Below are 26,115 nucleotides of genomic sequence, written 5' to 3'. Positions count from 1 at the left end.
GTATGCGGCCATGGCTGAACCGCAATCCGCGTGGCGAGGGCGCCTCGACCTCCAGTTCGAACGGCGGGGCTCAACGGATCGCCAACGCACCATCCATCAAGGTCAGGCCAGCTCGCCGCTGAAGCTGCAGCGGGCACAGCTGCAGAGCAGTGGCCATTGCGAGCTGCCAATCCTGCACACCGCCGGGGGTCTGGTGGGCGGCGACGAACTGCAGATCACGGCCCAGCTCCAGCCCCAGAGCCAGGCCCTGCTCACCAGCGTCGCGGCCCAGAAGGTCTACGGCAGCGTCGGACGCTCCCGCCAACACCCCCAGGGGGCCTGGTCACGGCAAACCCTGACCTTCAACCTGCAGCAAGGCAGCCAGCTGGAGTGGCTCCCGCAGGAGCTCGTGCTCTACGCCAATGGCCTGTTTGAACAGACCTGCCGCGTCCAACTGGCACCGGGCGCCAGTTTTCTCGGGGCCGAGGTTGTGCGGCTCGGACGCACGGCAGCCGGCGAAGACCTCCAGCAAGGCCGCTGGCGCTCTGCCCTGGAAGTCACCCGCACCGGAGCCAAGGACGAGCACTGGGAATTGGTGGACCGCCTTGAGCTCCATGGAGCGGCACTGACGGGTGAGCACGGCATGGCGGACCAACCGGTCTTTGGCTCCTTGGCCTGGATTGCCGGGGAACCGCTGAGCTCAACCGCGCTCGAGGCCTTACTCCACAGCTGCCGCGAACAACGGGCAGGCCTGGAGGGAACCATGGCCTGCGGCGCGCTCGAACAGGGACTCGTGGCCCGCTACCGCGGCCCCTCCAGCCAGGCCGCCCGCTTCTGGTTCTGCCGGATTTGGGCCCTGATTCGGGCGGTCCAAGGACTTGCCCCACCGGAGCCGCCCCGGGTCTGGCCCTTCCAGGAGAACCCGCTTGCCCCCAGGCCTGACTGTTCAGTCTGAACAGAGGAGGACCCGGCCCAGAACGAGAGTGATGGGGACCCATCCAGTGGATCAGGCTCCCGCCTCACCATGCATCTGACCCCTCAGGAGAAGGACAAGCTCCTGATCGTCACCGCGGCCCTGCTGGCCGAACGCCGCTTAAACCGCGGCCTCAAGCTCAACCATCCCGAAGCGGTGGCCTGGCTGAGTTTTCTGGTGCTTGAAGGGGCCCGGGACGGAAAAACCGTCGCAGAGCTGATGGCTGAGGGCACCACCTGGCTGAGCCGCGATCAGGTCATGGAAGGGATTCCTGAACTGGTCCACGAAGTCCAAATCGAGGCGGTGTTTCCGGACGGCACCAAACTCGTGACCCTGCACGACCCCATTCGCTGATCAGCCATGGCTGGATTGATTCCCGGGGAACTGATTCCTGAACCGGGCGAGCTGGAACTCAACAGCGGTCGCCCCGTCACCACGGTTCTGGTGGCGAACACCGGAGATCGCCCCGTTCAGGTGGGCTCCCACTTCCACTTCTTTGAAGCCAACGCCGCCCTGCACTTCGATCGCGAAGCCACCCGGGGACAGCGGCTCGACATTCCTGCCGGCACCGCGATTCGTTTCGAGCCAGGGGACAGTCGCGAGGTGCAACTGGTTCCCTACGCCGGCGCGCGGCGCGTCTTTGGCTTCAACGGCCTGATCAACGGCCCCCTCGACTGACTGACACCCCATGCCCTACCGCATCTCACGCCGTCAGTACGCCGAGACCTACGGCCCCACCACCGGCGATCGCCTGCGTCTGGCGGACACCGAGCTCATCCTCGAGGTGGAACGGGACCTGACCGTCTACGGCGATGAGGTGAAGTTCGGCGGCGGCAAGGTGATCCGCGACGGCATGGGCCAAGCCCAGACGACCCGCGCGAATGGAGCGGTCGACACCGTCATCACCAACGCTCTCATCCTGGATTGGTGGGGGATCGTCAAAGCCGACATCGGCATCCGTGATGGCCGCATCTGCGGCATCGGCAAGGCGGGCAACCCGGACACCCAAGCGGGGGTCGACATCGTCGTGGGCCCAGGCACCGAAGCGATTGCCGGTGAAGGCCACATCCTCACGGCGGGCTCGATCGACACCCACATTCACTTCATCTGCCCCCAGCAGATCGAAACGGCCCTCGCCAGTGGAGTGACGACACTGCTTGGCGGCGGCACGGGACCGGCCACGGGGACCAACGCCACCACCTGCACGCCAGGGGCCTTTCACATCGGTCGGATGCTGCAGGCCGCCGAGGGGCTACCCGTGAACCTCGGGTTCTTCGGTAAAGGCAACGCCTCCACCCCGGAGGCGATTGAAGAGCAGGTCCACGCCGGGGCGTGCGGGCTCAAGCTTCACGAGGACTGGGGGACAACGCCGGCCGCCATCGATTGCTGTTTAAGCGTGGCCGATCGCTTCGATGTGCAGGTGTGCATCCACAGCGACACGCTGAACGAAGCGGGGTTTGTCGAAGACACGATTCGCGCCATCGGCGGGCGCACCATCCACACCTTCCACACCGAAGGGGCGGGCGGCGGCCATGCCCCGGACATCATCAAGATCTGCGGTGAAGCCAACGTCCTGCCGAGCAGTACGAACCCCACCCGTCCCTACACCCGCAACACCCTCGAGGAGCACCTCGACATGTTGATGGTGTGCCACCACCTCGATCCGAAGATCCCGGAGGACGTGGCTTTCGCCGAGTCACGCATCCGGCGCGAGACGATTGCCGCCGAAGACATCCTTCACGACATCGGTGCCTTCTCGATCATCGCGAGCGATTCCCAGGCCATGGGCCGCGTTGGCGAGGTCATCACCCGCACCTTCCAGACCGCCCACAAGATGAAGGTGCAGCGGGGTTCCCTCCCGGAGGACAGCAGCCGCAACGACAACACTCGCCTGAAGCGCTACATCGCCAAGACCACGATCAACCCCGCCATCGCCCATGGCTTGGATCAACAGGTCGGCTCCGTGGAGGTCGGCAAGCTCGCGGACCTGGTCCTCTGGAAACCCGGCTTCTTTGGCGTGAAACCGGAGCTCGTCATCAAAGGGGGCTCGATCGTCTGGGCCCAGATGGGCGACGCCAACGCCTCGATTCCCACCCCTGGACCGGTCCATGGACGGCCCATGTTCGCGGCCTTCGGCAAGGCACTGGCCCCCAGCTGCCTCACCTTCGTGAGCCAAGCCGCACTGGATGGCGATCTGCCCCGAAAACTGGGGCTCGAGCGCCCCTGCGTTCCAGTACTGAACACCCGCGGAGGCATCAGCAAGGCGGCGATGAAAAACAACACCGCCCTGCCCCGGGTGGAGGTCGACCCGCAGACCTACGAGGTCTTTGCTAACGGCGAACTGCTCAGCTGCGAACCCGCTGAGGTACTTCCGATGGCGCAGCGCTACTTCCTGCTCTAGTTGCAGCCCTGCACGGAGATCCGATAGGTGAAGCCGGTGGCGGCCTGGTCAGCGCTAGCGCCGATCTTGAAATTCACCTGGTTCACGGTTTTGCCCGGAACGGCCCGCACATCCCACTGGCGCCCGGTGCCGACATTGGGGGCATAGGAGTCATTCACCACCTGGAGATTCGAACCATCGGTGAATTTCAGGTAGGCCTGGATCGGGTAGGTCGCGCTGACCGAGGAATTGGCGGTGAAAAACAGCTTGCAGTGGCTGTAGGGCTGGTTGACGAAGAAGTCCGTATTCCATTCGGGCGGCTGAAGGGCAAGGGGCTGCCCAAGCTGATGGTCTTAGTGACGATGTTGCTCTGGCCGTTGCCGCCGACGGGGGTGAGGAACTGGCAGGAGGCCAGCGCTGGCCCGGAGGCCATCAGGGCACTGCCGCTGATCAAGGCGGTAAGTCCGGCACGCAGGACAGCTGACATCGAAAGACAACGCTCACTGGTTTCGCTCTAGCCAGGGCTGACCCGGGTGGAAAGCGCAGCCTCAACCCACCCACGCATATGACGAGCTCCTGACACTGGGCGCGAGCGGGGATCACAGACGCAGCCCAAGTAAACACCGCCTCCCTAGGCACATTGACCTACAAAAACAAAGAAATCAGCTGCAATCAGGGATGATCCCAAAGAAAAGCTGAAGCAGCGTTTCGATTGTGTTCTCAAGCCTCACGTTTGATTGCGTGGGGAAACAAACACAGAGTTCGATCCCATTCGCCGGTCTTAAAAATCTCTCAGTCAGCAGTCGGATTCATGGGCGACCATCTGCATCTCGTCGGACTCACCGGTGACGGCTGCCGGATCGCCCGCGATGGCGGCGGCGGCTACGTCGTGAACCACAACGACAGCGACGGCAACTGGGAACGCGTCGCCAACCTGCCTGCGGCCTATGCCGTCTGTGAGCGTTTCAGCCAACGGGATGCGCTCGGACTGCCCAACTGGCGCGCTGAAGCTTGAGCCAATTCGCGCAGACCTGAGTAGCGTTAGTCCCATCATTGGAAGGTTGTTATGACAGCCCCCTCCAGCAGCTGCACCAACCGCCCCGGCAGAGCCGGGGTGAGCAGTGACAGCTTTGCCACTCGCAAAGAACAAGCCCTGGTGATCCTTCTGGCCCAGCAGTTGGTGGACGCGCAGATCGGACGGGCGGATGCCCAAGCCAGCCAAGCCCTCTGGGACGAGGTAGCTGAACTGAACATTGATCCCGATCGGATCATCCATCTGCTGTATGGCGGAGAAGAGGTCAGCGATCGAACAGCACTGAAGGAGCGTGACGACAGCTGGCTGAGTGCCCAGCAGGGGAGCCCTCAGCAGCGGGGGTGGTCCCTACAGCGACTGCATCTGGGACGCCCCCGGCGCCCGCAGATCGCCCTCAGCCCTGTTTGAGGGGAATCGGCATCTCCACCATCGCCGGCTCAGGGGCACAGCTCTCGACCCGTTGATTCACGACGTCGCCAATCACAACGATCGAGGGGGAAGCGAGCTCGGCCGCCTGAACCGCATCAGCTAATCCCCCCAAGGTGGAGACAACGGCCTTCTGGCCGCGAACCGTTCCCTGCTGAACAGCGGCCGCTGGGGTGGAGGTCTCCAAGCCACCGGCCATCAACTCCTCGCAAATGTGCGGAAGGTTGTGGAGGCCCATATAGATCACCAGGCCGTCACTGCTGCGGGCCAAGCCGCGCCAATCGACGCCCGGCCGGCGCTTATCGATCTCCTCGTGGCCCGTGACAAAGGTGACGGAACTGCCCGCCCGGCGATGGGTCACGGGAATCCCGACGTAGGCCGGTGCGGCAATGCCAGCGGTCACACCAGGCACGACCTCCACCGCGACGCCATGGCGCTCCAGATGGGCCGCCTCCTCACCGCCCCGGCCAAACAAAAAGGGGTCACCACCCTTTAAGCGCACGACACAGCGATGACGCTTGGCCATCTCCACGAGCACCGCATTGGTGCTGGGCTGGGGCACGGAGTGGTGCCCCCGGCGCTTGCCTACAAAGTGCTGCTCGGCGCCCTCCGGCACCAAGGCCAGCACCTCCCGAGGCACCAGGGAGTCGTACACGAGGGCATCGCACTGGCTCAGCAGGCGATGGGCCTTCACGGTCAGCAAGTCGGGATCCCCAGGCCCCGCCCCCACCAAATAGACCTTGCTGGCAACGTCAGCGGTCATGGCAGATCAAGGAGGAGGTTGAGCAAAAACTGACGGGTAGCGGGGCGCTCCAGCAGCGCCAAACAGGGGGACGCTTCGGTCTGCAGGTGGGCCGTCATCCGGTTGGGGGCCAGGGCCAAGGGCAATGCCGCCGCATCGCCTTCACCACTGCGATCTGCACTTAAGCAGGGCACACCGACGTACGCGCTTAAGGCCGCGAGATAGCGATCCGCCACCCCTGGCCGAAGCGGATGGTGCAGAACCGCGGGGGCGGCCAAGCCGCGCAGATGCTCCAGCCAGGGCCCCCAAGCGCCCAGGAAAGGAAGGACCTGGACGCGATGTCCCTGGTCACGCAGGCGCTGACGAATGGCCGGGACGTCCGAGCGAACGTGACTGCCTGGAGTCAACAGCAGCGGAACCAAGACCAGCGGCAGGCCTTGAGGCAGGTCCAGGGGATCCGCGGTCAGGGCCTGCATCCAGACGGGAGCCTGACGGCCCCGGACCAACTCGGAAACCAGATCCACCAGAACCTCTGGAATCTGACCACCGGCATGGCCATGGACGACCAAGAGCAGGGGGGAGCGCTCGCCAGCAACGGGCTTCGGTAGCAACGGCCACCGCCAGCACCCCGGTCCTGCTGATGGAGTCACGCCCATCGGATTCATCGCTTCACCATGCCATCCACTCGCCCCCTGCCGAGCTCCCGCCGGCGTCCGACTTACGAGCGGCCCGTCTATGGACGAGCCGACTACGACAGGCCCCGCACCCGGCCGATGCAGTCCACCCCGCACTGGCGACGCGAGCTGGACGCCGACCTCGCCGCCATGGGCAAGGTCTGGCAAATGATTCGCAACGGTGCGACCCGGATGCTGGGCGAAATCGGACGCCAATACTGAGTGGCCAGAAGCGGAAAGCGACACCATCAACCCGGAAGACGGGCCCCCTTTAGGTATCCGTTGACACCCTTTTTCTCTCTGGCAAGGAACAACCTCGATCCGTAGCAACGGCGACACAAGAGGGAACAGGGCGAGTGGTTTCATTCACCCCACTAGTCGTTCATTTCTTTGGAAACGGCTCAGTTGCTGACTTCATCTGAACCGATTTCCCATGGTGGCCACGCCAACTGTGTCCAACACCACTGAAACAACCAGCGCACTACCCAGCTGGCTCGAAGGCAAGAAGCTCAACAAGATCGAGCAAAACAAAGCAGCCAAAGATGGCCTCCTTGTTGGCAGTGAGATTGAGAAATTCGCCCAACTCGGTTGGGAAAACGTTGACGAGACCGACCTTCAGTTGCGCCTGAAGTGGTACGGCATGTTCTGGAGGCCCAAAACCCCGGGGCTGTTCATGATGCGCCTGCGGGTCCCCAACGGGGTGATCTCCGCCGAGCAGCTTCGGGTCGTCGGCAATGTCGTTGCCCGCTACGGCAGCAACGGCAGCGCTGACATCACGACGCGCCAGAACATTCAGATGCGCGGCATCCTCCTCGAGGACCTGCCCGAGATCCTGGGCCAACTCAAAGCAGTCGGCCTGACCACGATTCAGTCGGCCTTCGACAATCCGCGGAACGTCACCGGCAACCCGATCGCCGGTATCGATCCCCTGGAAATTGTGGACACTCGGCCCTACACCCAGGAGCTCGAGAACTTCCTCACCAGCAACCACCAGGGCAACCCCGAGTTCTCCAACCTGCCGCGGAAATGGAATACGGCCGTTGCCGGCGCCCGCGACAACTTCCTGCTCCACAACGACATCGCCTTCCACCCCGTTGAGAACAACGGCGAAATGGGCTTTGGCGTCTGGATTGGCGGCATCCTCTCCTCCCAGATGAACGCCTATGCCATCCCCCTGAACGCCTGGGTCAAGCCGGATCAAATCTGCGCGATCACCGAGGCCGTCATCAAGATCTGGCGCGACAACGGCGAACGGGACAAGCGTCCCAAGGGCCGCTTCCGCCTTTATCTCGATGAGGTGGGGCTGGAGACGTTCCGGGCCATGGTTGAAGAGCGCTTCGGACCCCTCACCCCCGATCCGGGCTCCGTCTTCAACGCCGAACCCCGCTCCCATTACGGCATCCACAATCAGAAACAAGAGGACCTGCACTACGCCGGCGTCCACGTGCCCGTCGGCCGCCTACGTGCTGAGGACTTCCAAGACATCGCAGCCATTGCCGAGCGCCATGGCGATGGTTCAGTCCGGCTCACGGAAGATCAGAACGTGATCTTCACCGGCATCGCAAGCGCCCAAGTCCAGGCCTTTGAGGCCGAGCCGCTCCTGCAACGCTTCAGTCTCCAGCCCAGCCACATCGCAGCTGGAACCGTGAGCTGCACTGGCAACACCTACTGCAGCTTTGCCCTCACCAACACCAAAGATCAAGCCCTCGCAGCCGCTGAGGCCCTCGATCGCGAATTGGTTCTACCTGAGGAGCTCAAGATCCACTGGACGGGCTGCCCGAACACCTGCGGCCAGGCCTACATGGGTGCGATTGGCCTCACCGGGACCAAAACCAAACAGCCAGACGGCGGCATGGGCGAGGGCTACAACCTCACCATTGGCGGTTCACAAGGTGCCAACCCACAGGTCGGCGAACTGCATCGCAAAGGCATTCCAGCCAGTGAGATCCAAGCGGTTCTCAAGGAGGTTCTGATTGAACAGTTCGGTGCGAAGCCCCGGTAGTAAATAACGGGAGTTGCAATCACAAGAAAGCCATCATCTTGACGATCTCAGGTGCTCTTTTCTTTTGAAGCCTGACCTCCATTGATGACATCTTGATTCCCAAAGTGACTTCAGCAACACCCCAACGCAAAAGCGACCTCTTCTCTCGCTTTGTCAATTGGATCAGCAACAGCGGCGACGACAAAGCTCCGGTCAATCGGCCCAACGGCAGTCCAGACATCGTCTCCCGTTTGATGAACCGCATCAGCGGTTAATCACACCATCCACCTGCATCCCCTGAGCGCACTTCGAGTGCGTAACCAACTCAATGGATTACGTCCTTCCCAATGAGCTCGTCGACGGCATGATTGCCGCCGGCGGCAAGAAATCAACCGTCAGCGTTAAAAACCTGCTGATCCGTGGCTTTTATTCCGGCGCCATCCTTGGCTTGGCAGTGATCTTGGCTCTCACGGTGGGCATCACCGTGAAGGCACCCTTCGTTGGCTCACTGCTCTTCCCCTTCGGTTTCGCCAGCATCGTGCTGTTCGGCATGGAACTGGTGACGGGCAACTTCGCCCTGCTACCGATGGCGACCTGGGCTGGCAAAAGCACCTGGGGCTCCACCTTCCGGAACTGGGCCTGGGTGTGGGTTGGCAACTGGCTCGGAACCGCCGTTGTGGCCGTGATCATGGCGATCAGCCTCACCAGCGGCACCATGAATGGCGCAGCTGACAACGTCGGACCTCCGATCTGGGATGCGGTTGCACAAAAAATCATGGCCCTCAACGTGATCAACGTTGAAAAGAAGTACGAGGCTCTTGGAAGCATGGGCTTCTTCCTCGCCTTCCTGCGCGGCCTGGTCGCGAACTGGCTGGTCTGCCTCGGCGTGACCATGGCCCTGGTGAGCAAGAGCGTCCCAGGCAAAATCCTGGCTTGCTGGCTCCCCATCACGGCTTTCCAATCGATGGGCATGGAGCACATCGTTGTGAATCAATTCCTGCACACCGCAGGCCCCATCCTTGGCTCAGGCGTTCCTTACACCAAGGTGATCTTCTGGAACTTCCTGCCCGTCACCCTCGGCAACATCGTGGGCGGAATGGTGTTCATCGGAATGCTCTTCTACAGCACCCATCGCACCAAGGTGAGCAACGTCCTGCCGACTGAGCACGACGAGAAGCTGGAACGCGAATTGGCTGCCGAACTGGGTGCTCGCTGATCCATGGCCACTGCTGTCGCCCCTGTCTCCACCCTTCTGTCACCCCAGGAAGAAGCGGATTTAAGCGAGCGGCTAGGACGCTGGCGGCGACAGCCCCTGTCCCTGGAGGAACTCAGTGAACTCCTGCCTCGGGTCTGTGATCCATCCCTGGCCCTCAGCCTCGCTGAGCGCTTGGGGATGGCCGGACCCGAGGCCATTGCGTGGATTCTTCCCCTCTGCCAATCGCAGGGCATCACGAGACCGCTGATCCGCGCCCTTGGCATCTGTCACCACCCCCAAGCCTGCGAGCAACTCCTGTCTTGGCTGCCGAATGCTGGCGACCTGGAACCCGAGGTGCTCGAGGCTCTGGGCTGCTGGGGAAACCTGATCGATTTCGAGATCATCGAATCCGCCTTGCATGCCCCCGGCCAAAGCCATCGCCTCGCCGGACTCACGCTGCTGACCTTCCGCAACCGCAGCCTCGACGCCAGCGCGATGCTTCGGCTGACGGCCCCCTTACTCCAAGATTTCCGCGCCGAGATCGTCATTGCGACGCTCAAGCTGCTGCAGCGCCGCAATGAGCCCACAGTTCTCGAAGCGATTCGCCGCTGCATCAGCCTCGATGCCCTGCCAGGCGTCGCCGAAACAGCCCTGCAAGCCCTGGGCTGCATTGGCAGCCTCGAGAGCTGCCAGCACTTGATTGCCCTCAGAAGCCAATTCGCCGGCACCCGGCTCGAGGAAGCGCTGGAGCGGCAGCTGAAGGCCCAAATCAGACATCGAGCCTGGATTGAGCAAACGCTGGGCGAATAGCGCTTCAGGCTCGCAAGTGAAACCATTAAAAAAGCCCCCTTTCGGGGGCTTTTGCGTGGGGAGGTCAACTCACCACTTTTTATAGGGAAGGAATTTGCCGCACATCGTCACTTTGACTCGGTCACCGGCAGGATCTTCCACTTTGTCGACGTCCAGGGTGAAGTCGATGGCACTCATGATTCCATCGCCAAACTTCTCCTGAATGACGTCCTTCAGGGGCATCCCGTAGACCTGCATGATCTCGTAGAAGCGATAGATCAGAGGATCGGTGGGGATCACGGGATCGAGGCCACCCTTGGTCGGGAACGCCTGCAGGGCCTCAGTAATGGCGTGATCCAGGCTCAACAGTTCGGCAAGCTTTTGAGCTTCTTCAGGCGATGCAGTCGACTGACCGTAGAACAATGAAGCGATCCAGACTTCGTCACGACCCAGCGCGGATTCCAGATCGGAAAAGCTCAGGCCTTTGGCCTTCTTGGCTGCCATCAATGTGGCGGTGATGGTGGCCGCAGAAGGGGCAGCCAACGAGGGCATGGATACGGGTGTAACCGTCATGGAGACAGGCCAATAGCGATGAGAGGAGTGAACAGAATGGAGTGCGATTAACCATCCGTTCAGCAACAAGAATCGCCGCAGTTGCGCACACGCTGCGCAGCCGTTGCTACGGAGCCAGGAACCACTTGGTAGCCGCTGTTACCGGAACGGGCCCTGTCGAGGCAGAAAATCAAATCACTGTTCCCTCGTCGGCATGACCATCGCCGCACCCGTCGCCGACAGCAGCTCCCAAGGCCGAGCAACCTTCAAGGCCTATCTGCAGAAAGTGGGCAGTGGCGAGCACACCAGCAGTGGTCTGAGCCGGGAAGAGGCTGCCCATGCCCTTGAGCTGATGCTCGACGGAGCGGCCAGTCCGGCCCAAATCGGCGCCTTCCTAATCGCGCACCGCATACGCAGGCCCGAGCCCCAGGAACTCACCGGGATGCTTGATGTTTACCGCCAGCGCGGCCCTCAACTCAGGACCGAGAAGCCGGCCATCAGCTTCGGCATGCCCTTCGACGGGCGAACCCGAACGGCCCCCATTTATCCCCTGACCGCCCTGGTGCTCTCCAGCGCCGGACTGCCCGTGGTCCTGCAAGGGGCGGGCCGGATTCCGGTGAAGTACGGCATCACCGCCATGGAGCTCTTCGCGGCCCTGGGCCTCCAACTTGCCGGCCGCAGCGTTGCGTGGGTGCAAGAGAAACTCCAGCGCTGCGATCTCGCCCTGGTGCATCAACCCGATCACCTGCCCGACGCCGAATCCCTGATTCCCTATCGGGAGGACCTCGGCAAGCGACCACCCCTCGCGAGCCTGGAACTGCTCTGGACTGCGCACCAAGGCGAGCATCTCCTGGTCAGTGGCTTTGTGCACCCACCCACCGAAGCGCGGGCCTGGAAAGCACTCGAGCTGGCCGGCGAAACCAACGTGCTCACCGTCAAAGGCCTCGAAGGAAGCACCGATCTGCCCATCAGCCGGGCATGCGTCACCGGCAGGCCTCGCCCGGGGGACGAGGGACGCCAAATCCTCCACCCCAGGGACAACGGCTGCTACGGGGCTGATCCCCTGTGGGAAGGACTGGAGACCTGGAGCAGCCAAGCCGCGGCCGCCCTCGGCGGACAAGGGGAGCTCGCGACCGCCCTGGTCTGGAATGCCGGCACCTACCTCTGGCAGACGGGGCTCGAAAGCACCCACGCCAACGGACTTGAGCGGAGCCGGGAACTGCTCCGCTCAGGGGCCGTCATGACCCATCTCCAACGGCTCCGCCAGGAGATGGGTTGAGCAGCGAACTCAGCGCTCGCCGAGGACTTGCCACATCGCGGCTTGACCAGCAATCACGGGCTGCACGGACGCCGGTGCAGCGGTCGAGACAGAAGCGCTACGGATGAGCTGAACGCCCAAGGACGCCACGACAAAGGCGCCGAGAAAGCCCGTGGCGATGGTCAGGGGATGGCGGCCCTGAGCCGCAATACCAGTTTTGGTTGCCATGACGGCAGAAAGGATTCGACCCAACCACTATGGAGACGCCAGCCAGCCATCGCCAGCTGAACCGGTCCAAAACGTTGTGGAAGCCACTGGCGCGATGGACCAAGCGGCTGCGCCGGCCAACAGACGATCGCTGCTCAGCCAGCCATGGGAACCACCGAGCAGAACCCCAAGAGCAACGGCGAGACGCATGGCGGAGCGGTGAATTGAAAGGAGTTTGCAGAGATCAACGGACGCATTTGGGAGCCGTTGACACCAAACCGTTCACCCCACTGCCGGCAATCCCCAGAAGCGTCAAAATCACTACCAGAACCCCGTCTGGCCGTGACCTCTGAGGCCCCCTCGGCAAGCCATTGCTTTGACTTCGAGAGCGATTTCATCGGCAATTGGCGCTGCATTCCCCTCTGCGTGCGCCGCAAGCTGGATCTCTGTGGCGTGAAGCTCAAACTCAACCACTGGCTGGCCCTGAACCAAACGCAACGGCAGAGCCTCGTCGACTGGGAGGACACGCCGGAGGGCCTCGATCACCTCCGCCAACACCTGCTGGCGTGCACCGAGTCCATGGCCGACGGTCAGGCCAAAACACTGCCGATCGCAACGGGGGAGGCCTGGCAGAACCCCATCGAGATTCCCGAGCTCCTCACAGCCGCCGCCGAGACCCGCGGCATCAGCCTCCGGCTTGAGCAGTGGTCCGCCCTCAACGAGCTCGAGCGCTTCGCCCTCTGCAAGCTCGCGCGGCCGGGGCATGACCACCACAACCTGGAGGCGGCCTTCAGCGAAGTGCTGGCGTAAACCAACGGCGCAGCGCCTCGAGCCGTCCAGCCTCCTGCTCGAGCGGCTTCACCACCGACACCGCTGGAGCAACGATCACGGCGCAGGCCTTGAGTTCCGGCTGCTTAGACACCGGGCAGGCCTGATCGTGCATCAAGGTGTTGGCCTCACAGGCGTTCTCCTGGGTGAACCCCCAATGCATCGGAAGAAACACCGAGCCCCGGCGGATACATTCGGTGAGCTTCACCGTCGCCGTGATGTGTCCGCGGCGGGAGCTCACGGCGGCCAGCTCCCCATCCTTTAACTGCAGCTCCAAGGCATCTTGCGGATGCACCTCCAACAGGGGTTTGGGGTGCATGGTCTGCAACCGCTCGACCTTCCCCGTGCGGGTCATCGTGTGCCACTGCCCCAGATACCGGCCAACGGTGAGCACCAACGGGTAGGTCTCACAGGGGGGCTCCGCCAGACCCATGGGTTGATCCGTGCAGAAGCGGGCACGGCCCGAAGGCGTTGTGAAATGATGGTCGCTGTAAAGCCGCTTCGCCTCGCCGCTGGCTGATGCCCCCGCGGGGAAGGGCCACTGCTGCGGGCCCGCCGCCTCCAACAAGGCGTGACTGAGGCCGGAGACATCACAGAGTCGGCCCGCAGTGAGCTGACTGAATTCCGCATACACCTCCGCAGCCGAGGCGTAGCTGAATTGCTCCTCAAAACCCAAACGCCGGCCCACCTCGGCGAACACCTCCCAATCCGGACGGCTCTCCCCATGGCGGGGGCGGTAGGCCGGGCAGTAGGTCACCCGACGCTCCGAATTGGTCATCGCCCCGGCCTTTTCACTCCACTGGGCCGCGGGCAACAACAGGTGCGCGTAGTGGGAGGTCTCGGTATCGGCGTAGGCGTCGCTGACCACCACCAACGGGCAGCGCCGCATCGCGGCCTTGACCCGATCGAGGTCCGGCATGCTCACCAACGGGTTGGTGGCGGCCACCCACCACAGATCCAGCTCACCGCGCTCCATCGCCTCCACCTGTTGCCAGGCCGCCAAGCCGGGGGTCGCCGCGATGCGTCCGGCCGGGAACTGCCACGCCTGTTCCACCTCCTGGCGGTGCTCAAGGTTGGTCACAACGCGATAGCCCGGCAGGAGATGGGCCAAGCCCCCGGCCTCGCGTCCACCCATGGCATTGGGCTGGCCGGTCAGGGAGAAGGGACCCGCACCCTCCTTACCGATCTGAGCGGTCAACAGATGCAGGTTGATCAGACCACCCACCACCGCGGTGCCTTCGCGCCGCTGGTTGACCCCCATCGACCACAGGCTGAGCACCCGCTCACGGCGGTGGAAGAGCTCCGCCACCTCCCGCAGCCGCTTTTCTGGAATGTTGCAGAACCGAGCAACCTTGCGCGGCGTCCAGCGGGCCGCCAAATCAAAGAAGGCCTTGTAGTTCTCGGTGTGATCGTCAATGAAGGCCGGGTCCTGACCGTTCTCGCGGAGAACCAAATGGGCCAGGCCGTGGAGCAACGCCAAGTCCGTACCAGGCGCAATCGGCAGATGCACATCCGCAGCCTTCGCGGTCTCCGTGAAGCGGGGATCGACGACGACGATCTTCACGCTGCCGGGATGGCGCTTTTTGCGTTTCAAGAGGCGCTGAAACAGCACCGGGTGGCATTCCGCGGTGTTGGTCCCGATCAGGAAGGCCACCGTGCAGTGGTCCAAATCCTCGTAACAGGCGGGCGGACCATCGGAGCCCAGGCTGCGGGTGTAGCCCGCCACCGCGGAGCTCATGCACAGGCGGGAGTTGGCATCGAAGTTGTTCGTGCCCAGGGCACCTTTCAGCAGCTTCTGGGCCAGGTAGTAGTCCTCGGTGTGGAACTGGCCCGATCCATACATCGCAATCGCATCGGGCCCCTTGGTGGCCAAGGTGCTGCGGATGCGGCCCACCAGCAGGTCCATCGCCTGCTCCCAAGTGATGGGTTGGAACGGTTCGTCCAGGCTGGCGCGGTAGAGGGGCTCGCGAAGCCGACCACGACCCAAGGTCTCGCCAACGGTCGCGCCCTTGATGCAGACCTGGCCCAGGCTCGAAGGGTGCTGGCGGTCACCCCGAGCCGTCCACATGGGATTGCCCTCGGCATCACGCTTGACCGCCTGGCCGGGCAAGGCCGGTGGAATCAGTTCAAGACCACAGCCCACACCGCAGTAGGGGCATTGGCTGCGCACGTTGCCGGAGGCCATCACCACAACCGAAACAGCGTCAAAAGAAAAAAGGGGCGGCTCAGCATGGCCGCCCCGAACAGACCCCTGTAATGGGGTGGATCAAGCGTTGACGAGCAGCTTCTCGTCAGCGTGCTCTTCAGAGAAGGAACCCTCGGGCTCCTTGAGAAAGAAGAAGCAGAGGAAAGCGACGATCAGTCCGGCAATCCCGAGGATCTGGAAGAAGGCGCTGTTGGAGGAGGCAACGATCTCGGCAGAAGGATCCTTGCCGCCACCCATCCACATCGGCAGGAGGCTGAAGATCGTCAGGTAAGCCACTGCACCAACGTTGCCGTAGGCGCCGACCAGACCTGCGATCTGACCGGTGACGCGCTTCTTGACCAGGGGCACCATCGCGAAGGTGGCGCCTTCACCCGCCTGAACGAAGAACGAGGCGAGCATCGTGATCAACACCGCGACGGTGATGCCCAGGCCACCGGAGAAAGTGCCCGGCTTGATCATGCTCATGATCAAGTAACCAATGCCCAGGCCACCGGTGAGGAAGGCCATGGTGTTTTTGCGGCTGCCGAGCTTGTCGGAAATCAGGCCGCCACCAGGGCGAGCCACCAAATTCACGAAGGCAAAACAGGACGCCAAGATGCCGGCGGTGGCCTTCGGCAGATCAAACGTGGTCTCGAAGAACGTGGGCAGCATGGAGACAACGGCCAGCTCAGATCCGAAGTTCACGATGTAGGTGAGCTCCAGAATGGCGACCTGCTTGAACTCGTAGCGGTCCTCCTTGGGGTACTGCTTAACGCCGTTGATCAGGTCGCGGTTGGTGCGAATAATGCCCCAGGTCTGGAAGCCAAACCAAACCAGAACAGCGAGGAGCGCCAGGGGATAGGTGCCGGCGTTCAGGAAACCAACCTTTTGCAGGCGCCAGCAGAGCACGCAGAGAATGGCCGCGAAGGGAACATTCATGCCCAGCAGACCCCAGAAGTCCCGCATGGAGGTGACTTCAAGACCGGCAGACTTGGCTGGCTTTTGGTAGGTCTTCCCGGGAGGAGTGTCGGTGACGTTAAAGAAGTAGATCACCCCGTAGACGGCCGAAATGATGCCGGTCAGAGCAATCGCTCCACGCCAATTCAAGATGGCGCCAGTGGGCAGCTCGAAGCCGCCGGAGAAGGAGAGGAAGCCAGCCAGGGCAACCAGAGTCAGCGCGGAGAAGGCGGAGCCAAAGTTGCCCCAACCGCCGTAGATGCCTTCAGCAAGGCCGATTTGTTTGGGCGGGAACCACTCCGCCACCATACGGATGCCGATCACGAAGCCGGCACCAACGATGGAGAGCAGCAGGCGAGCGACCACCAGCTGGTTGAAGTCCTGCGCCGATGCAAACAGCAGACAGGGGATGACCGAGAAGACAAGAATGCCCGAGTAGGTCTTACGGGGACCGAACTTGTCCAGCAGCATGCCAATCAGCACGCGGGCGGGAATCGTGAGAGCGACGTTGCAGATCGCAACGGTACGAATTTGACCAAGATCAAGACCAAGATCGGCCTTAACGGTTGTCGCTAGAGGAGCAAGGTTGAACCAGACGACGAACGTCAGGAAGAACGCGAACCAGGTGAGATGAAGAGTGCGATATCTCCCCTGGAGCGACCAAAGATCGCTAAGCATGGAGGACAGGGACAGTGGGATGAGCCCAGGCCTTCAAAAAAAGCAGCGACCAGGGGGACAGCGCATCAAGCGCTGAAGAGATTGGACCACTCGCCACCCACAGACTCGGGTAACGACAGCTACCAAAGAACAACTCGAGCGCAAAGCAGAGCAGGCTCTAATGACAGGAATTAATGGCGCTTATCAGTTGTCGCTACGGCCACAGTTCAGGTCCGTTTTGTAGCAACAGCGACGCTTCAAGGGGTTCCCGGGGAACCATCGTGCCGCGATGACTCCGATGCGGCTCGAGGGAGCAGTGCTCTGCGGCGGCGCCAGCCGGCGGATGGGCCAGGACAAGGCAGCCCTCCCCCACCCCAACGGCGGGAGCTGGCTGTCCCATGCGGCTGAACTCTTGAGCCAGGTCTGCCCCTCCGTGGCGGTCTGCAGCCAACACAGCAGCCATGCCGACCTCATCGCCGAACTTGAGCGGGTTGCATTGGCCCTCGAGCCCACACCAGCCCAAGGCCCCCTCCACGCCCTGCAGCTGGTCCTTCCCAGGGGTAGCGACAGCGCCCTTCTAGTGGCACCAGTGGACATGCCCCAGCTCACCCGAAGCGCACTGGATGCATTGATCGCGCAGTGGAAGCACTCCCCCAGCCAGGCCGCCGTGGCCCATGACGGCGAGCGGTTGCAGCCCCTGCTGGGGATCTATCCCGGTGGAGCCGAGCAACGCATCGGTCTGGCCGAGGTCCTGGCCAGCGGAGAGCGGCGCTGGCAGGCCTGGCTCGCCACCATCCCCCATCAAGCTGTAGTGCTCCCCGCCCAGCCGCTGATCAATGCGAACACCCCGGCCGAGCGCGCCAGGCTGATGGCATGAGCGCAGGCACCGCAACCGATCAACTCCAGCGTCCCCTCGGAGTCCTGCGGCTTTCCCTGACGGCGCGCTGCAACCTGGCGTGCCCCTACTGCCAACCCGACGGGCAGGAGCCCGCCGACCGGCTGAGCACGCAGCAGCGGCTGCGGGTGATCGAAGCGGCCTGCAGCCTGGGGGTCGGCAGCCTGCGCCTCACCGGCGGAGAACCCCTCTTGGCCCCCGATCTCGACGACCTGCTCGAGGCGATCGACCAGGGACGCCGGGCAGCGGGCAGCCCCCTCAGCGCCCTGAGAGACATCGCGCTGACGACCAATGGCGTCCTGCTCAGCCCAGCCCGCGCGCTGCGGCTGCGGCAAGCCGGGTTGCAACGCCTGACCATCAGCCTCGATGCCGTCGACCCCGCGCTGGTGGGGGAGATGAGTGGCCGGCCGCAGCAGGGGAAGCAGCTCTTGGAGCAGGTCCTGGCGGCCATCGCCGCGGCCAAAGCCGCTGGATTTGATCCGGCCGCTGGGGAGCTGAAGCTCAACAGCGTGATCCAACGCGGCCGCAACGACGATCAACTGCTCCCCCTCGCGGCCCTCGCCCGGGAGCAGGGCCTGGAGTTGCGGCTGATCGAAACGATGGATGTGGGCAACCGCAATGGCTGGTCCCCCGAGGACGTCGTCCCCGCCGCCGAAATGCTCCAGCGCCTCAGCCACCACTGGCCCCTGGAGCCCCTTGGGCGTGCCGCCCATGGCACCGCCAGCCGCTGGCGTTACCGCGATGGCCACGGCGCGGTCGCCGTGGTGGCCTCGATCAGCCAACCCTTCTGCGGCGATTGCAACCGGCTGCGGGTCACCGCCAATGGCATGGCCTACACCTGCCTGTTCGCCTCCGAAGGCCAAGACCTCAAGCCTTGGCTGCAGAGCCCAAGTCAGCTCCGCCGCGCGATGGGCCAGCTCTGGCACCAGCGCCAGGACCGCTACAGCGAAGAGCGCACGTCCAGCGCGGGGCAGCCCAAAGCGGAGATGGCCTACCTGGGGGGCTAGGGCAAGGGCAAGAGGCCGGACAACTTCAGGCTGGCCAGCAGCAAGACCAGCGCCAACAGGCGGCGAATCCAGACCTCTTGAAAACGGCGACTGCCGCACCAACTCCCCAGGGCTCCCGCCAGGGCCACCAGCGGCAAGGGGGCCAGCAAAAGCGGGGCTGGAGGCAGGGCTGACGCGCCGTAGCTCAGCAGCCAACCACTGAGCCCCGCCAAGGAATTGCACCAGATAAAAGCCGAGGAGACCCCGGCCGCCAGGCGGATCGGAAGCCAACCCGCGAGCAGCACCAGCGGCGTCAAAAAGATGCCGCCACCGGTCCCGCTCAACCCGGCCAGCAGGCCCAGCACCGCGCCCGTCAGCAAGACCACAGGCCATGGCGGCAAGGCCACGGCCCCGCCCGTGCGCTCTGAGGGAGACCAGCAAAGCCGCAGGGCAGAAAAGAGCAAGACGATCGCCAAGAAGAGGCTCAAGCCCTCACCGGGCAAGCGCAAGCTGCCGCCGAGCAGGGCCGCCGGAATGGAGCAGGAGAGCAGCGGCAACAGCAGGCGCCGCTGAACGACGACCGGCAGGTGGCCATCGCGGTAAAAACGCCAACTCGCCAGGCTCGCCACCACCAGGTTCATGACCAGGGCCATGGGCCGGATCCACTCCAGCTGCACCGCGAAGAGGGCCAGGCTGGCGATGTAGCCGGAGGCACCGGCATGGCCGACGCAGGCATAGTGGAAGGCAATTAGCCCCAGGGCGAGCAGCAGCCCGGGCTCCAAGCCCGTCACGGCGCTTCGCGCAACCGGGGGAACAGCTGCACCAAGTTGCAGGGACGGGTCGTGGCGTCGAGCTGGGCTGCGATCAGACGATCCCAGGCGGTTTCCACCGCGTCGAGGGACCCCGGCAACACAAAGACGACCGTCCCATTGGCCACGCCGGCCAGGCAACGGCTCTGGAGGCTGCTGGTGCCGATGGTCTCGAAGGAGAGCACCCGAAACAGCTCGCCGAAGCCCTCGATGGTCTTGTCCAGGAGCGGCTCGACGGCCTCCGGCGTCCCGTCGCGTCCGGTCAAACCGGTGCCGCCACTGCTGATGACCACCTGCACCGCCTCATCGGCAATCCAACGGCTCAGTTCGGAGCGGATTTGGTAGCGGTTGTCCGGCACCAAACGGCGCTCATACAGTTGATGGCCTGACCCCTCAAGCCGCTGCTGCAGCGCAGCCCCCGAGCGATCCTCAGCGAGGGTCCGCGTGTCAGAGACGGTCAACAGCGCAATCGAAAGGCCCAAGCGCGGGATGCAAGCAATGCCTTGATGCTGCCAAACCTTGCCGCCCCGCTGGGTAGCGTCTGAAGCATGGGCTCCAGCGCACCAGGCTCAATCCGCGTCCGCCTCTTCGCCAGCCTCAGGGAGCAAGCCGGCTGGGGGGAGCGGGACTGGCCCCTCGCCGAACCGACAACCGCGAAACAGCTGTGGGCTGAACTGGGCCTCGCCCGATCCCTCGATGGGGTGCGAGTGGCCATCAACCAACGCTTTGCCAGCGCCGACACGCCGCTCGAGAGCGGAGACGAGCTGGCCTTCCTGCCGCCGATCAGTGGGGGCTGATGGACAGGCCGATCCCGACCTTGATTCGTTTGCATCCAGAGCGGTTCGATCCCCTGGAGGTGCTGCAGCACTGGGAGGAGGGACTCCTGGAGGCCGGCCTCCCGCGGGCGGCGGCCACGAGCTCCTTCATCGGGCGCGTGCGCGCAGGCGATGGCGTAGTGGCACTCGAGCTCGAGCATTACCCGGGGATGACGGAAGCGGAACTGCAGCGCATCGCCACCTCCGTCAGCCAACGCCATGGCGCCCTGGCCTGCCTGATCGAGCATCGGGTGGGCCGCATCGCCGTGGACGAGGCCATCGTTTGCGTCGCGGTCTGGGCCGACCGGCGCGGTCCAGCCCAGCGCTGCTGCCAGGAGCTGCTCGAAGAGCTCAAACACAACGCCCCCTTTTGGAAGCGGGAATGGAACGCCGATGGATCCAGCCAGTGGATCGAGGGCAACACCCCCCTTTAAAAGATGGGCAGCCGCAGCAGCTGAGCCCACAACTCCGCCCCCGCCTCCAGGCTCCCCAGCTCAGCGGGGATCTCCAAGAGCAGGTCCGCCCCCGCCAGGGAGCCAATGCGGGACGACGCCTGGGAGCCCGCGACCCGCGCCAAGAGGCGACCGTCCTCGGCCACCACCAAGGAGGCACGCGCCAACTCCGGGCGGCCGGCGCCCCGCCGCAGGGGCTGCTCCAAGGCCACCCGTAGACGCGGCAGCAGCTGAACCTGGGCACCCTCCAGCCGTTGCAGGGCCGGCCAGAGCAGCTGCAAGGCCGTCACAGCGGCGGCGACGGGATTGCCCGGCAAACCAAAAAAGGGCGTACCGGCCACCGTCCCCCAGGCCAAGGGGCGTCCAGGTTTAAGGAACAACTTCCAAAACCGCACCTCCCCCAGTTCCGCCACCAAGGGACGGATCCAGTCGGTATCGCCGGCGGAGACCCCGCCGGTACTCACCACCACGTCGCAGTCCTCGGCCAATGCGAGCAAGGCCTGACGCAATGGCTCCGGTTGATCGCCAACCACCCGTTGCACGGCAACCTCGTAACCCAGGCGCTCCAGCAGACCGCGCAGCAAGGTGGAGTTGCTCTCCCAAATCTCCCCCAACTGCCGGGGCTGGCCCGGGGGAAGCAATTCATCCCCACTGATCAGAAGACCAACCCGGGGTTTGGAGAAGACCCGGCAGTGCTGAATGCCGCAGCTGGCCAAGCGGGCCACCTCCGCCACCCCCAAACGCAGGCCGGACTCAGCAAGCACGCCACCAGCGGCGGTCTCTTCATCGACGGAGCGAATCCAGGGATTGGCCCCGCAGGCCTTGATCAAGCGCAGCTCCTGAGCGCTGGCTTCCACCAATTCCTGGGGCACAACCCGGCCGCTGCCCTCGGGGACCAGCGCACCCGTGAGCACGCGCACCGCCTGACCAGGCTGCAGGGTTCCAAGGAACGGGGCCCCTGCCGCGGAGCGACCGACCAACTGCCAGGCGTCACCCAACGCCGGCTGCTCCGAGCCGGCAAGGGCGTAGCCATCCATGATCGACGCCCGGAATCCAGGCACCGCCTCTGGCGCGTGAACCGCTTCCGCCACGGTGCGTCCCAAGCACTCAGGCAGAGGCAAGGACTCCGAGAGCGCGAGAGGCGCGAGGGCTTGGAGGATCAGCGCTCGGGCCTGATCCAGGGGCAAACCTTCTTTGGGGTAGGGCTCAGTCATCGCGCTGCCAATCGCCGCGACGCCCACCGGTCTTGCTCAAGAGCCGCACGGGTCCGATCGTCATGGCCGGATCGACCGCTTTGACCATGTCGTACGTGGTGAGCAGACCCACCTGCACGGCGGTCAGGGCTTCCATCTCCACGCCGGTCACCCCGGTGGTGCGGGCCGAAGCCTCGATGCGCAGGCCATCGGCCACCGGCTCGATCACCACCGAAACACCGGTGAGGGGCAGGGGATGACAGAGGGGAATCAATTCCCAGGTCCGCTTCGCCCCTTGAATCGCCGCGACCCGCGCGACGGCGAGCACATCCCCTTTAGCGGCACGGCCCTCCACCACCAGGGCCAAGGCCTCGGGCGAGAGCTCAATGAACCCTTCGGCCACAGCCACGCGATCACTCACGGCCCGCCCACCGACATCCACCATGTGGGCCTCGCCGCTGGCATTGAGGTGACTCAGCTCAGGGGGAGTGGCAGTCACGGGGAAACGCTCATCGGCCTGTTGCAGCATCCTCCCGTGGGATGGTGTGGCAAACACTGGGTGCCTCCCTGTGAGCTGGAAACGCCCCTCCACCTCCCTCTGCGCGTTCCTGACGCTGCTGAACGATCGGCTCGGAGAGAGCATCGTTTTTCCGCTGCTGCCCTTCCTGCTGGCGAGCTTCACGGACAACGGGCGCACCCTGGGCCTGCTGGCGGGGAGTTATGCGATCGCCCAATTTGCGGTCACGCCGCTGATCGGCTCGCTGAGTGATCGCTTCGGCCGCCGTCCCGTGATCGGGATTTGCGTGGCGGGTTCGGTGGTGGGCTTGAGCCTGTTTGCCGTCACGGTCAGCATCGATTGGCAAGCCATCCCCTGGGCCGCCGGCACCAGCCTTCCGCTCGTGCTGCTGTTCGCCGCCCGCCTCATTGATGGCGTGAGCGGCGGCACCGCCGCCACCGCTGGGGCGGTGTTGGCCGATATCTCCACCCCCGAAAACCGGGCGAAGGCCTTCGGTCTCATTGGCGTGGCCTTTGGCTTGGGCTTCATCCTCGGCCCCGCCTTCGGCGGCTTGCTCTCCCAGACCAACGTCACCCTTCCGGTCTGGGCCGCTGCGGCCTTTGCCCTGATCAACCTGCTGCTGGTGCTGCTGCTCCTACCGGAAACCCATCCGCCGGAGGCACGGCTGGCCATGCCCCGCAAACGGGATCTCAATCCCTTGATCGCCCTGCAGAAGGTGTTCACCAATCCGCAGGTGCGCCGGCTGTGCGGAGCCTTCTTCCTGTTCTTTCTGGCCTTCAACGGCTTCACCGCCGTTCTGGTCCTCTATTTCAAGCAGGCCTTCGATTGGGGTCCGGGTCTGGCCGCCAATGCCTTCCTGGTGGTGGGCGTTGTCGCCACCGTCGTCCAGGGCGGCTTGATCGGGCCCCTGGTGAAACGCTTTGGCGAATGGCGCCTGACCCTGGCGGGCCTGGGCTTTGTGATCGCCGGCTGCCTGCTCGTGCCGATGGCCACCGCCGAGAACGCCACCCGCGTCGTCTTCCCCGCCGTGGCGATCCTGGCCCTGGGCACAGGCCTGGTCACGCCCTGCCTGCGGGCCCTGGTCTCGAGACGCCTCGATGACTCCGGCCAAGGCGCCGCCCTGGGCAGCCTGCAAGGTCTGCAGAGCCTGGGCAGTTTCATCGGTCCCCCCTTGGCGGGTCTGGCCTACGACGTCGTTGGTCAGCGCAGTCCCTTTTGGCTCGGCATCACGGTCCTGGCCGGGGTCGCGGCCCTCGTGGCCGGCGGCCTCCCCCGTCGCGGCGAACACGCTCCAGATCCCTTCTGATTGCTACGTTGAAGCCCAGAAGTTGACGGGTCCTCCATGGCTGATCCAGTGGTGGCTCCCGAGCTCTACATCAACCGGGAGCTGAGCTGGCTCGCCTTCAACCAGAGAGTGCTGGCCCAGGCCCTGAGCGAGCACACGCCGCTGCTGGAGCAGGCCAAGTTCAGCGCGATTTTCAGCAATAACCTCGACGAATTTTTCATGGTCCGGGTGGCTTCCCTGAAGTCACAGGTGGAAGCGGACGTTCAAAAACTCAGCGACGACGGCCTCACCCCCAGCCAACAGTTGGCCCTGGTGCGCAAGGAACTCGCACCGCTGCTGCACCAGCAACAGGCCCACTACCGCCATTACCTGAAGCACCAGCTGGCCGAAGCCGGCGTGCACCTACTGGACTACCGGCTGCTGAACAAAAAGCAGAAGGCCTGGGTCAACGACTACTTCCAGCGCGCCATCTTCCCGGTGCTCACCCCGCTGGCGGTGGACCCTGCACACCCCTTCCCCTTCATCAGCAACCTCAGCTTGAACATCGCGGCCTTGATCCGCGATCCCGACAGCGGCGTTCAACAGTTCGCCCGGGTCAAGGTCCCGCAAAAAAACCTGCCGCGGTTTGTGGAACTGCCCGCTGAGCTGAGCACCACCGAGCCCCAACCGGTCTTCACCGCCGTTCCGCTCGAGCAGGTGGTGGCCTTCAACCTGCAACTGCTCTTCCCTGGCATGGAGGTGGAGGGGCACTACTTCTTCCGTGTGACCCGGGATGCGGACCTGGAGTTGAGGGACCTGGAAGCCGACGACTTGATGGAGGCCCTGCAGCAGGGGCTGCGCAAACGCCGGATGGGCGGGGAAGTGGTGCGCCTGGAAGTCGCCGACGAGATGCCCGATGCCGTCGTCGAACTCCTGCTGGAGGGCACCGGCGTGGATCCAGAGGATCTGTATCGCATCGGCGGGCCGCTCGGACTCGACGACCTGATGAGCCTGCTGTCGATTCCCCTGCCGGCCCTCAAGGACGCGCCCCACCGGGGCCGCACGGCGCTCAGCCTGTCCCGAGCCCAAAAGAGCCTGCTAGAGGACGGCTCGATCAAGGCCGAGGAATTCACGAGCATCTTCTCGGTGCTGCGCCGCGGTGATGTGCTCCTGCACCACCCCTTTGACCTCTTCTCCACGTCCGTCGAAGAGTTCATCAATCAGGCCGCCGATGACCCATCGGTGCTGGCCATCAAGATGACGCTCTACCGGGTCTCCAAGGACTCCCCGATCATTGCCGCGCTGATTCGCGCTTCAGAGAACGGCAAGCAGGTGATGGTGCTCGTCGAGCTCAAGGCCCGCTTCGACGAAGACAACAACATTCAGTGGGCCCGCCAACTGGAGCGCTCCGGCGTCCACGTGGTCTATGGCGTGATCGGCCTGAAGACCCACACCAAGATCACGCTGGTGGTCCGCAAGGAAAAGGATCTGCTGCGCAGCTACTGCCACATCGGCACGGGCAACTACAACTCAAAGACATCGGCGCTCTACACCGACTTGGGTCTGCTCTCGGCGAGGCCGGAACTGGGACAGGACCTCGCCGAGCTGTTCAACTACCTCACCGGCTTCTCCAAGCAACAGGATTTCCGGCGCCTGCTCGTCGCCCCCGTCACCCTGAGGCGTCAGATGCAAGCGCTGATCCAGCGCGAGATCGACCACGCCAAGGCCGGAAAGCCCGCCGCCATCAAGGCCAAGATGAACGCCCTGGTGGATCCCCGAATCATTGCGCTCCTGTACGAGGCCTCCCAGGCCGGCGTGCAGATTGACCTCGTGGTGCGGGGCATGTGCAGCCTGCGACCGAGCCTCGACGGCATCAGCGAAAACATCCGGGTGAGCAGCGTCATCGGACGCTTCCTCGAGCACTCCCGCCTGTTCTGGTTCGAGAACGGCGGCGAGCATGAGATGTATATCGGCAGTGCCGACTGGATGGGTCGCAATCTCGACAGGCGTGTCGAAGCCGTGGTTCCCGTGGAAGATCCCGATCTACACGAACGGCTGACACGGCTGATCGACAGTTATCTCAATGACAACTGCACCGCCTGGGACATGCAGAGCGATGGCAGCTTCAGCCGGCGCATCCCCGAGGACGAGAGCATCGCGGTGCAAGCCAACCTGATCGATGGCTGGAGAAAGGGCCTGATCCCTGTGGAGACGGGGGCGTAGCGAGGGCTACAAACAGAAAGAAAAACGAATGAAAAGGCCTCAGTAAGTCTTCCAATTCCATACATCTCGCGTTGGCCAGAAGTGCTACATTCCGGCCAAATCAATTTGCTTTGCGGCTTTTCCTACACCTCTGCTACCCAGCAGA

General features: G+C 63.9%; 31 protein-coding genes. 19 read left to right on the top strand and 12 right to left on the bottom strand.

Annotation, left to right across the window (positions count from 1 at the left end):
* Positions 1-10 precede the first annotated feature (10 nt).
* The 4 genes from H0O22_RS10975 to ureC all read left to right on the top strand — a co-directional run bounded on the left by H0O22_RS10975 (position 11) and on the right by ureC (position 3,353).
* Positions 11-934: an urease accessory protein UreD gene (locus H0O22_RS10975; RefSeq protein WP_185186685.1), complete on the top strand. Its 924-nt coding sequence runs from the start codon at positions 11-13 to the stop codon at positions 932-934.
* A gap of 69 nt (positions 935-1,003) precedes the next feature.
* Positions 1,004-1,306, top strand: coding sequence for an urease subunit gamma (locus H0O22_RS10970; RefSeq protein WP_010313747.1), 303 nt, complete (start codon positions 1,004-1,006; stop codon positions 1,304-1,306).
* Between the two features lie 6 nt (positions 1,307-1,312).
* Positions 1,313-1,630, top strand: a complete 318-nt coding sequence (locus tag H0O22_RS10965) for an urease subunit beta (RefSeq protein WP_185186684.1) — start codon at positions 1,313-1,315, stop codon at positions 1,628-1,630.
* Between the two features lie 10 nt (positions 1,631-1,640).
* Positions 1,641-3,353 carry an urease subunit alpha gene (gene ureC, locus H0O22_RS10960; RefSeq protein WP_185186683.1) on the top strand — a complete coding sequence of 571 codons (1,713 nt, stop codon included), beginning with the start codon at positions 1,641-1,643 and terminating at the stop codon, positions 3,351-3,353.
* Here ureC and H0O22_RS13365 read toward each other — a convergent pair.
* Complete coding sequence (locus H0O22_RS13365; RefSeq protein WP_255439296.1) at positions 3,350-3,511, bottom strand: hypothetical protein; 162 nt, start codon at positions 3,509-3,511, stop codon at positions 3,350-3,352. The two genes, ureC and H0O22_RS13365, sit on opposite strands and share 4 nt — an antisense overlap.
* Positions 3,512-4,143: 632 nt before the next feature.
* On the opposite strand from H0O22_RS13365, the gene H0O22_RS10950 reads away from it, so the two are divergent.
* Together H0O22_RS10950 and H0O22_RS10945 are read left to right on the top strand one after the other, a co-directional pair.
* Positions 4,144-4,347, top strand: coding sequence for a hypothetical protein (locus tag H0O22_RS10950; protein ID WP_185186682.1), 204 nt, complete (start codon positions 4,144-4,146; stop codon positions 4,345-4,347).
* Between the two features lie 51 nt (positions 4,348-4,398).
* Positions 4,399-4,773: a hypothetical protein gene (locus H0O22_RS10945; protein ID WP_185186681.1), complete on the top strand. Its 375-nt coding sequence runs from the start codon at positions 4,399-4,401 to the stop codon at positions 4,771-4,773.
* Here H0O22_RS10945 and cobA read toward each other — a convergent pair.
* Together cobA and H0O22_RS10935 are read right to left on the bottom strand one after the other, a co-directional pair.
* Complete coding sequence (gene cobA / locus H0O22_RS10940) at positions 4,760-5,554, bottom strand: uroporphyrinogen-III C-methyltransferase (protein WP_185186680.1); 795 nt, start codon at positions 5,552-5,554, stop codon at positions 4,760-4,762. The two genes, H0O22_RS10945 and cobA, sit on opposite strands and share 14 nt — an antisense overlap.
* Positions 5,551-6,183: a hypothetical protein gene (locus H0O22_RS10935; protein WP_370521445.1), complete on the bottom strand. Its 633-nt coding sequence runs from the start codon at positions 6,181-6,183 to the stop codon at positions 5,551-5,553. Before H0O22_RS10935 ends, cobA begins: the two co-directional genes overlap by 4 nt.
* Before the next feature lie 24 nt (positions 6,184-6,207).
* On the opposite strand from H0O22_RS10935, the gene H0O22_RS10930 reads away from it, so the two are divergent.
* From H0O22_RS10930 to H0O22_RS10910, 5 genes are all read left to right on the top strand, one after another.
* Positions 6,208-6,429, top strand: coding sequence for a hypothetical protein (locus H0O22_RS10930; RefSeq protein ID WP_185186679.1), 222 nt, complete (start codon positions 6,208-6,210; stop codon positions 6,427-6,429).
* A gap of 211 nt (positions 6,430-6,640) precedes the next feature.
* Positions 6,641-8,209, top strand: a complete 1,569-nt coding sequence (locus tag H0O22_RS10925) for a ferredoxin--nitrite reductase (RefSeq protein WP_185186678.1) — start codon at positions 6,641-6,643, stop codon at positions 8,207-8,209.
* A 104-nt stretch (positions 8,210-8,313) separates the two neighbouring features.
* The gene (locus H0O22_RS10920; RefSeq protein ID WP_185186677.1) at positions 8,314-8,463 is read left to right on the top strand and encodes a ferredoxin--nitrite reductase; all 150 of its coding nucleotides are present in this window, start codon (positions 8,314-8,316) and stop codon (positions 8,461-8,463) included.
* Positions 8,464-8,516: 53 nt separating this feature from the next.
* Entirely contained in the window at positions 8,517-9,404 is an 888-nt protein-coding gene (locus tag H0O22_RS10915) for a formate/nitrite transporter family protein (RefSeq protein WP_185186676.1), read from the top strand.
* A gap of 3 nt (positions 9,405-9,407) precedes the next feature.
* The gene (locus H0O22_RS10910) at positions 9,408-10,193 is read left to right on the top strand and encodes a hypothetical protein (protein WP_185186675.1); all 786 of its coding nucleotides are present in this window, start codon (positions 9,408-9,410) and stop codon (positions 10,191-10,193) included.
* Between the two features lie 69 nt (positions 10,194-10,262).
* Here H0O22_RS10910 and cynS read toward each other — a convergent pair whose 3' ends face one another.
* Positions 10,263-10,715, bottom strand: a complete 453-nt coding sequence (cynS, locus tag H0O22_RS10905) for a cyanase (protein ID WP_370521521.1) — start codon at positions 10,713-10,715, stop codon at positions 10,263-10,265.
* Between the two features lie 223 nt (positions 10,716-10,938).
* Between cynS and H0O22_RS10900 the strand changes: the two genes are divergently transcribed.
* Positions 10,939-12,003, top strand: coding sequence for an anthranilate phosphoribosyltransferase family protein (locus H0O22_RS10900; RefSeq protein WP_185186674.1), 1,065 nt, complete (start codon positions 10,939-10,941; stop codon positions 12,001-12,003).
* Between the two features lie 9 nt (positions 12,004-12,012).
* Here H0O22_RS10900 and H0O22_RS10895 read toward each other — a convergent pair whose 3' ends face one another.
* A complete protein-coding gene (locus H0O22_RS10895) occupies positions 12,013-12,210 on the bottom strand; it encodes a hypothetical protein (protein ID WP_185186673.1) in 198 nt (65 codons plus the stop codon).
* A 27-nt stretch (positions 12,211-12,237) separates the two neighbouring features.
* Positions 12,238-12,399: a hypothetical protein gene (locus tag H0O22_RS10890; protein ID WP_185186672.1), complete on the bottom strand. Its 162-nt coding sequence runs from the start codon at positions 12,397-12,399 to the stop codon at positions 12,238-12,240.
* Between the two features lie 132 nt (positions 12,400-12,531).
* On the opposite strand from H0O22_RS10890, the gene H0O22_RS10885 reads away from it, so the two are divergent.
* The gene (locus tag H0O22_RS10885) at positions 12,532-12,999 is read left to right on the top strand and encodes a nitrate reductase associated protein (RefSeq protein WP_185186671.1); all 468 of its coding nucleotides are present in this window, start codon (positions 12,532-12,534) and stop codon (positions 12,997-12,999) included.
* Here H0O22_RS10885 and H0O22_RS10880 read toward each other — a convergent pair.
* Together H0O22_RS10880 and H0O22_RS10875 are read right to left on the bottom strand one after the other, a co-directional pair.
* Positions 12,980-15,202: a nitrate reductase gene (locus H0O22_RS10880; protein WP_185186670.1), complete on the bottom strand. Its 2,223-nt coding sequence runs from the start codon at positions 15,200-15,202 to the stop codon at positions 12,980-12,982. The genes H0O22_RS10885 and H0O22_RS10880 overlap by 20 nt on opposite strands.
* Positions 15,203-15,283: 81 nt before the next feature.
* Positions 15,284-16,837, bottom strand: coding sequence for a NarK family nitrate/nitrite MFS transporter (locus tag H0O22_RS10875; protein ID WP_185186669.1), 1,554 nt, complete (start codon positions 16,835-16,837; stop codon positions 15,284-15,286).
* Between the two features lie 268 nt (positions 16,838-17,105).
* Here H0O22_RS10875 and H0O22_RS10870 point away from each other — a divergent pair, with 268 nt between their 5' ends.
* The gene (locus H0O22_RS10870; protein ID WP_255439295.1) at positions 17,106-17,693 is read left to right on the top strand and encodes a molybdenum cofactor guanylyltransferase; all 588 of its coding nucleotides are present in this window, start codon (positions 17,106-17,108) and stop codon (positions 17,691-17,693) included.
* Positions 17,690-18,718, top strand: a complete 1,029-nt coding sequence (gene moaA, locus H0O22_RS10865) for a GTP 3',8-cyclase MoaA (RefSeq protein WP_185186668.1) — start codon at positions 17,690-17,692, stop codon at positions 18,716-18,718. Before H0O22_RS10870 ends, moaA begins: the two co-directional genes overlap by 4 nt.
* On the opposite strand, the gene H0O22_RS10860 is transcribed toward moaA, so the two are convergent.
* Both H0O22_RS10860 and moaB read right to left on the bottom strand, forming a co-directional pair.
* Complete coding sequence (locus tag H0O22_RS10860) at positions 18,715-19,488, bottom strand: sulfite exporter TauE/SafE family protein (RefSeq protein WP_255439294.1); 774 nt, start codon at positions 19,486-19,488, stop codon at positions 18,715-18,717. The genes moaA and H0O22_RS10860 overlap by 4 nt on opposite strands.
* On the bottom strand, positions 19,485-19,988 hold the full coding sequence (gene moaB / locus H0O22_RS10855) for a molybdenum cofactor biosynthesis protein B (protein ID WP_185186667.1): 504 nt from the start codon (positions 19,986-19,988) through the stop codon (positions 19,485-19,487). Before moaB ends, H0O22_RS10860 begins: the two co-directional genes overlap by 4 nt.
* Positions 19,989-20,054: 66 nt before the next feature.
* Here moaB and H0O22_RS10850 point away from each other — a divergent pair, with 66 nt between their 5' ends.
* Positions 20,055-20,303 (top strand): MoaD/ThiS family protein, encoded by a 249-nt coding sequence (locus tag H0O22_RS10850; RefSeq protein ID WP_185186666.1) that lies wholly within the window; start codon positions 20,055-20,057, stop codon positions 20,301-20,303.
* Positions 20,303-20,755, top strand: a complete 453-nt coding sequence (locus tag H0O22_RS10845; RefSeq protein WP_185186665.1) for a molybdenum cofactor biosynthesis protein MoaE — start codon at positions 20,303-20,305, stop codon at positions 20,753-20,755. Before H0O22_RS10850 ends, H0O22_RS10845 begins: the two co-directional genes overlap by 1 nt.
* On the opposite strand, the gene H0O22_RS10840 is transcribed toward H0O22_RS10845, so the two are convergent.
* Together H0O22_RS10840 and moaC are read right to left on the bottom strand one after the other, a co-directional pair.
* Positions 20,752-21,987 carry a molybdopterin molybdotransferase MoeA gene (locus tag H0O22_RS10840; RefSeq protein ID WP_185188403.1) on the bottom strand — a complete coding sequence of 412 codons (1,236 nt, stop codon included), beginning with the start codon at positions 21,985-21,987 and terminating at the stop codon, positions 20,752-20,754. The two genes, H0O22_RS10845 and H0O22_RS10840, sit on opposite strands and share 4 nt — an antisense overlap.
* A complete protein-coding gene (gene moaC, locus H0O22_RS10835) occupies positions 21,980-22,495 on the bottom strand; it encodes a cyclic pyranopterin monophosphate synthase MoaC (RefSeq protein WP_185186664.1) in 516 nt (171 codons plus the stop codon). The genes H0O22_RS10840 and moaC overlap by 8 nt, the downstream gene beginning before the upstream one ends.
* 40 nt (positions 22,496-22,535) lie before the next feature.
* On the opposite strand from moaC, the gene H0O22_RS10830 reads away from it, so the two are divergent.
* Together H0O22_RS10830 and ppk1 are read left to right on the top strand one after the other, a co-directional pair.
* Positions 22,536-23,789, top strand: coding sequence for an MFS transporter (locus H0O22_RS10830; protein ID WP_185186663.1), 1,254 nt, complete (start codon positions 22,536-22,538; stop codon positions 23,787-23,789).
* 36 nt (positions 23,790-23,825) lie between these two features.
* On the top strand, positions 23,826-25,970 hold the full coding sequence (gene ppk1, locus H0O22_RS10825; protein WP_185186662.1) for a polyphosphate kinase 1: 2,145 nt from the start codon (positions 23,826-23,828) through the stop codon (positions 25,968-25,970).
* Positions 25,971-26,115: the final 145 nt, after the last annotated feature.

It is taken from the genome of Synechococcus sp. LTW-R, assembly GCF_014217875.1.
Taxonomy (GTDB): domain Bacteria; phylum Cyanobacteriota; class Cyanobacteriia; order PCC-6307; family Cyanobiaceae; genus Vulcanococcus.
This window is presented reverse-complemented; position numbering and strand designations above follow the sequence as displayed.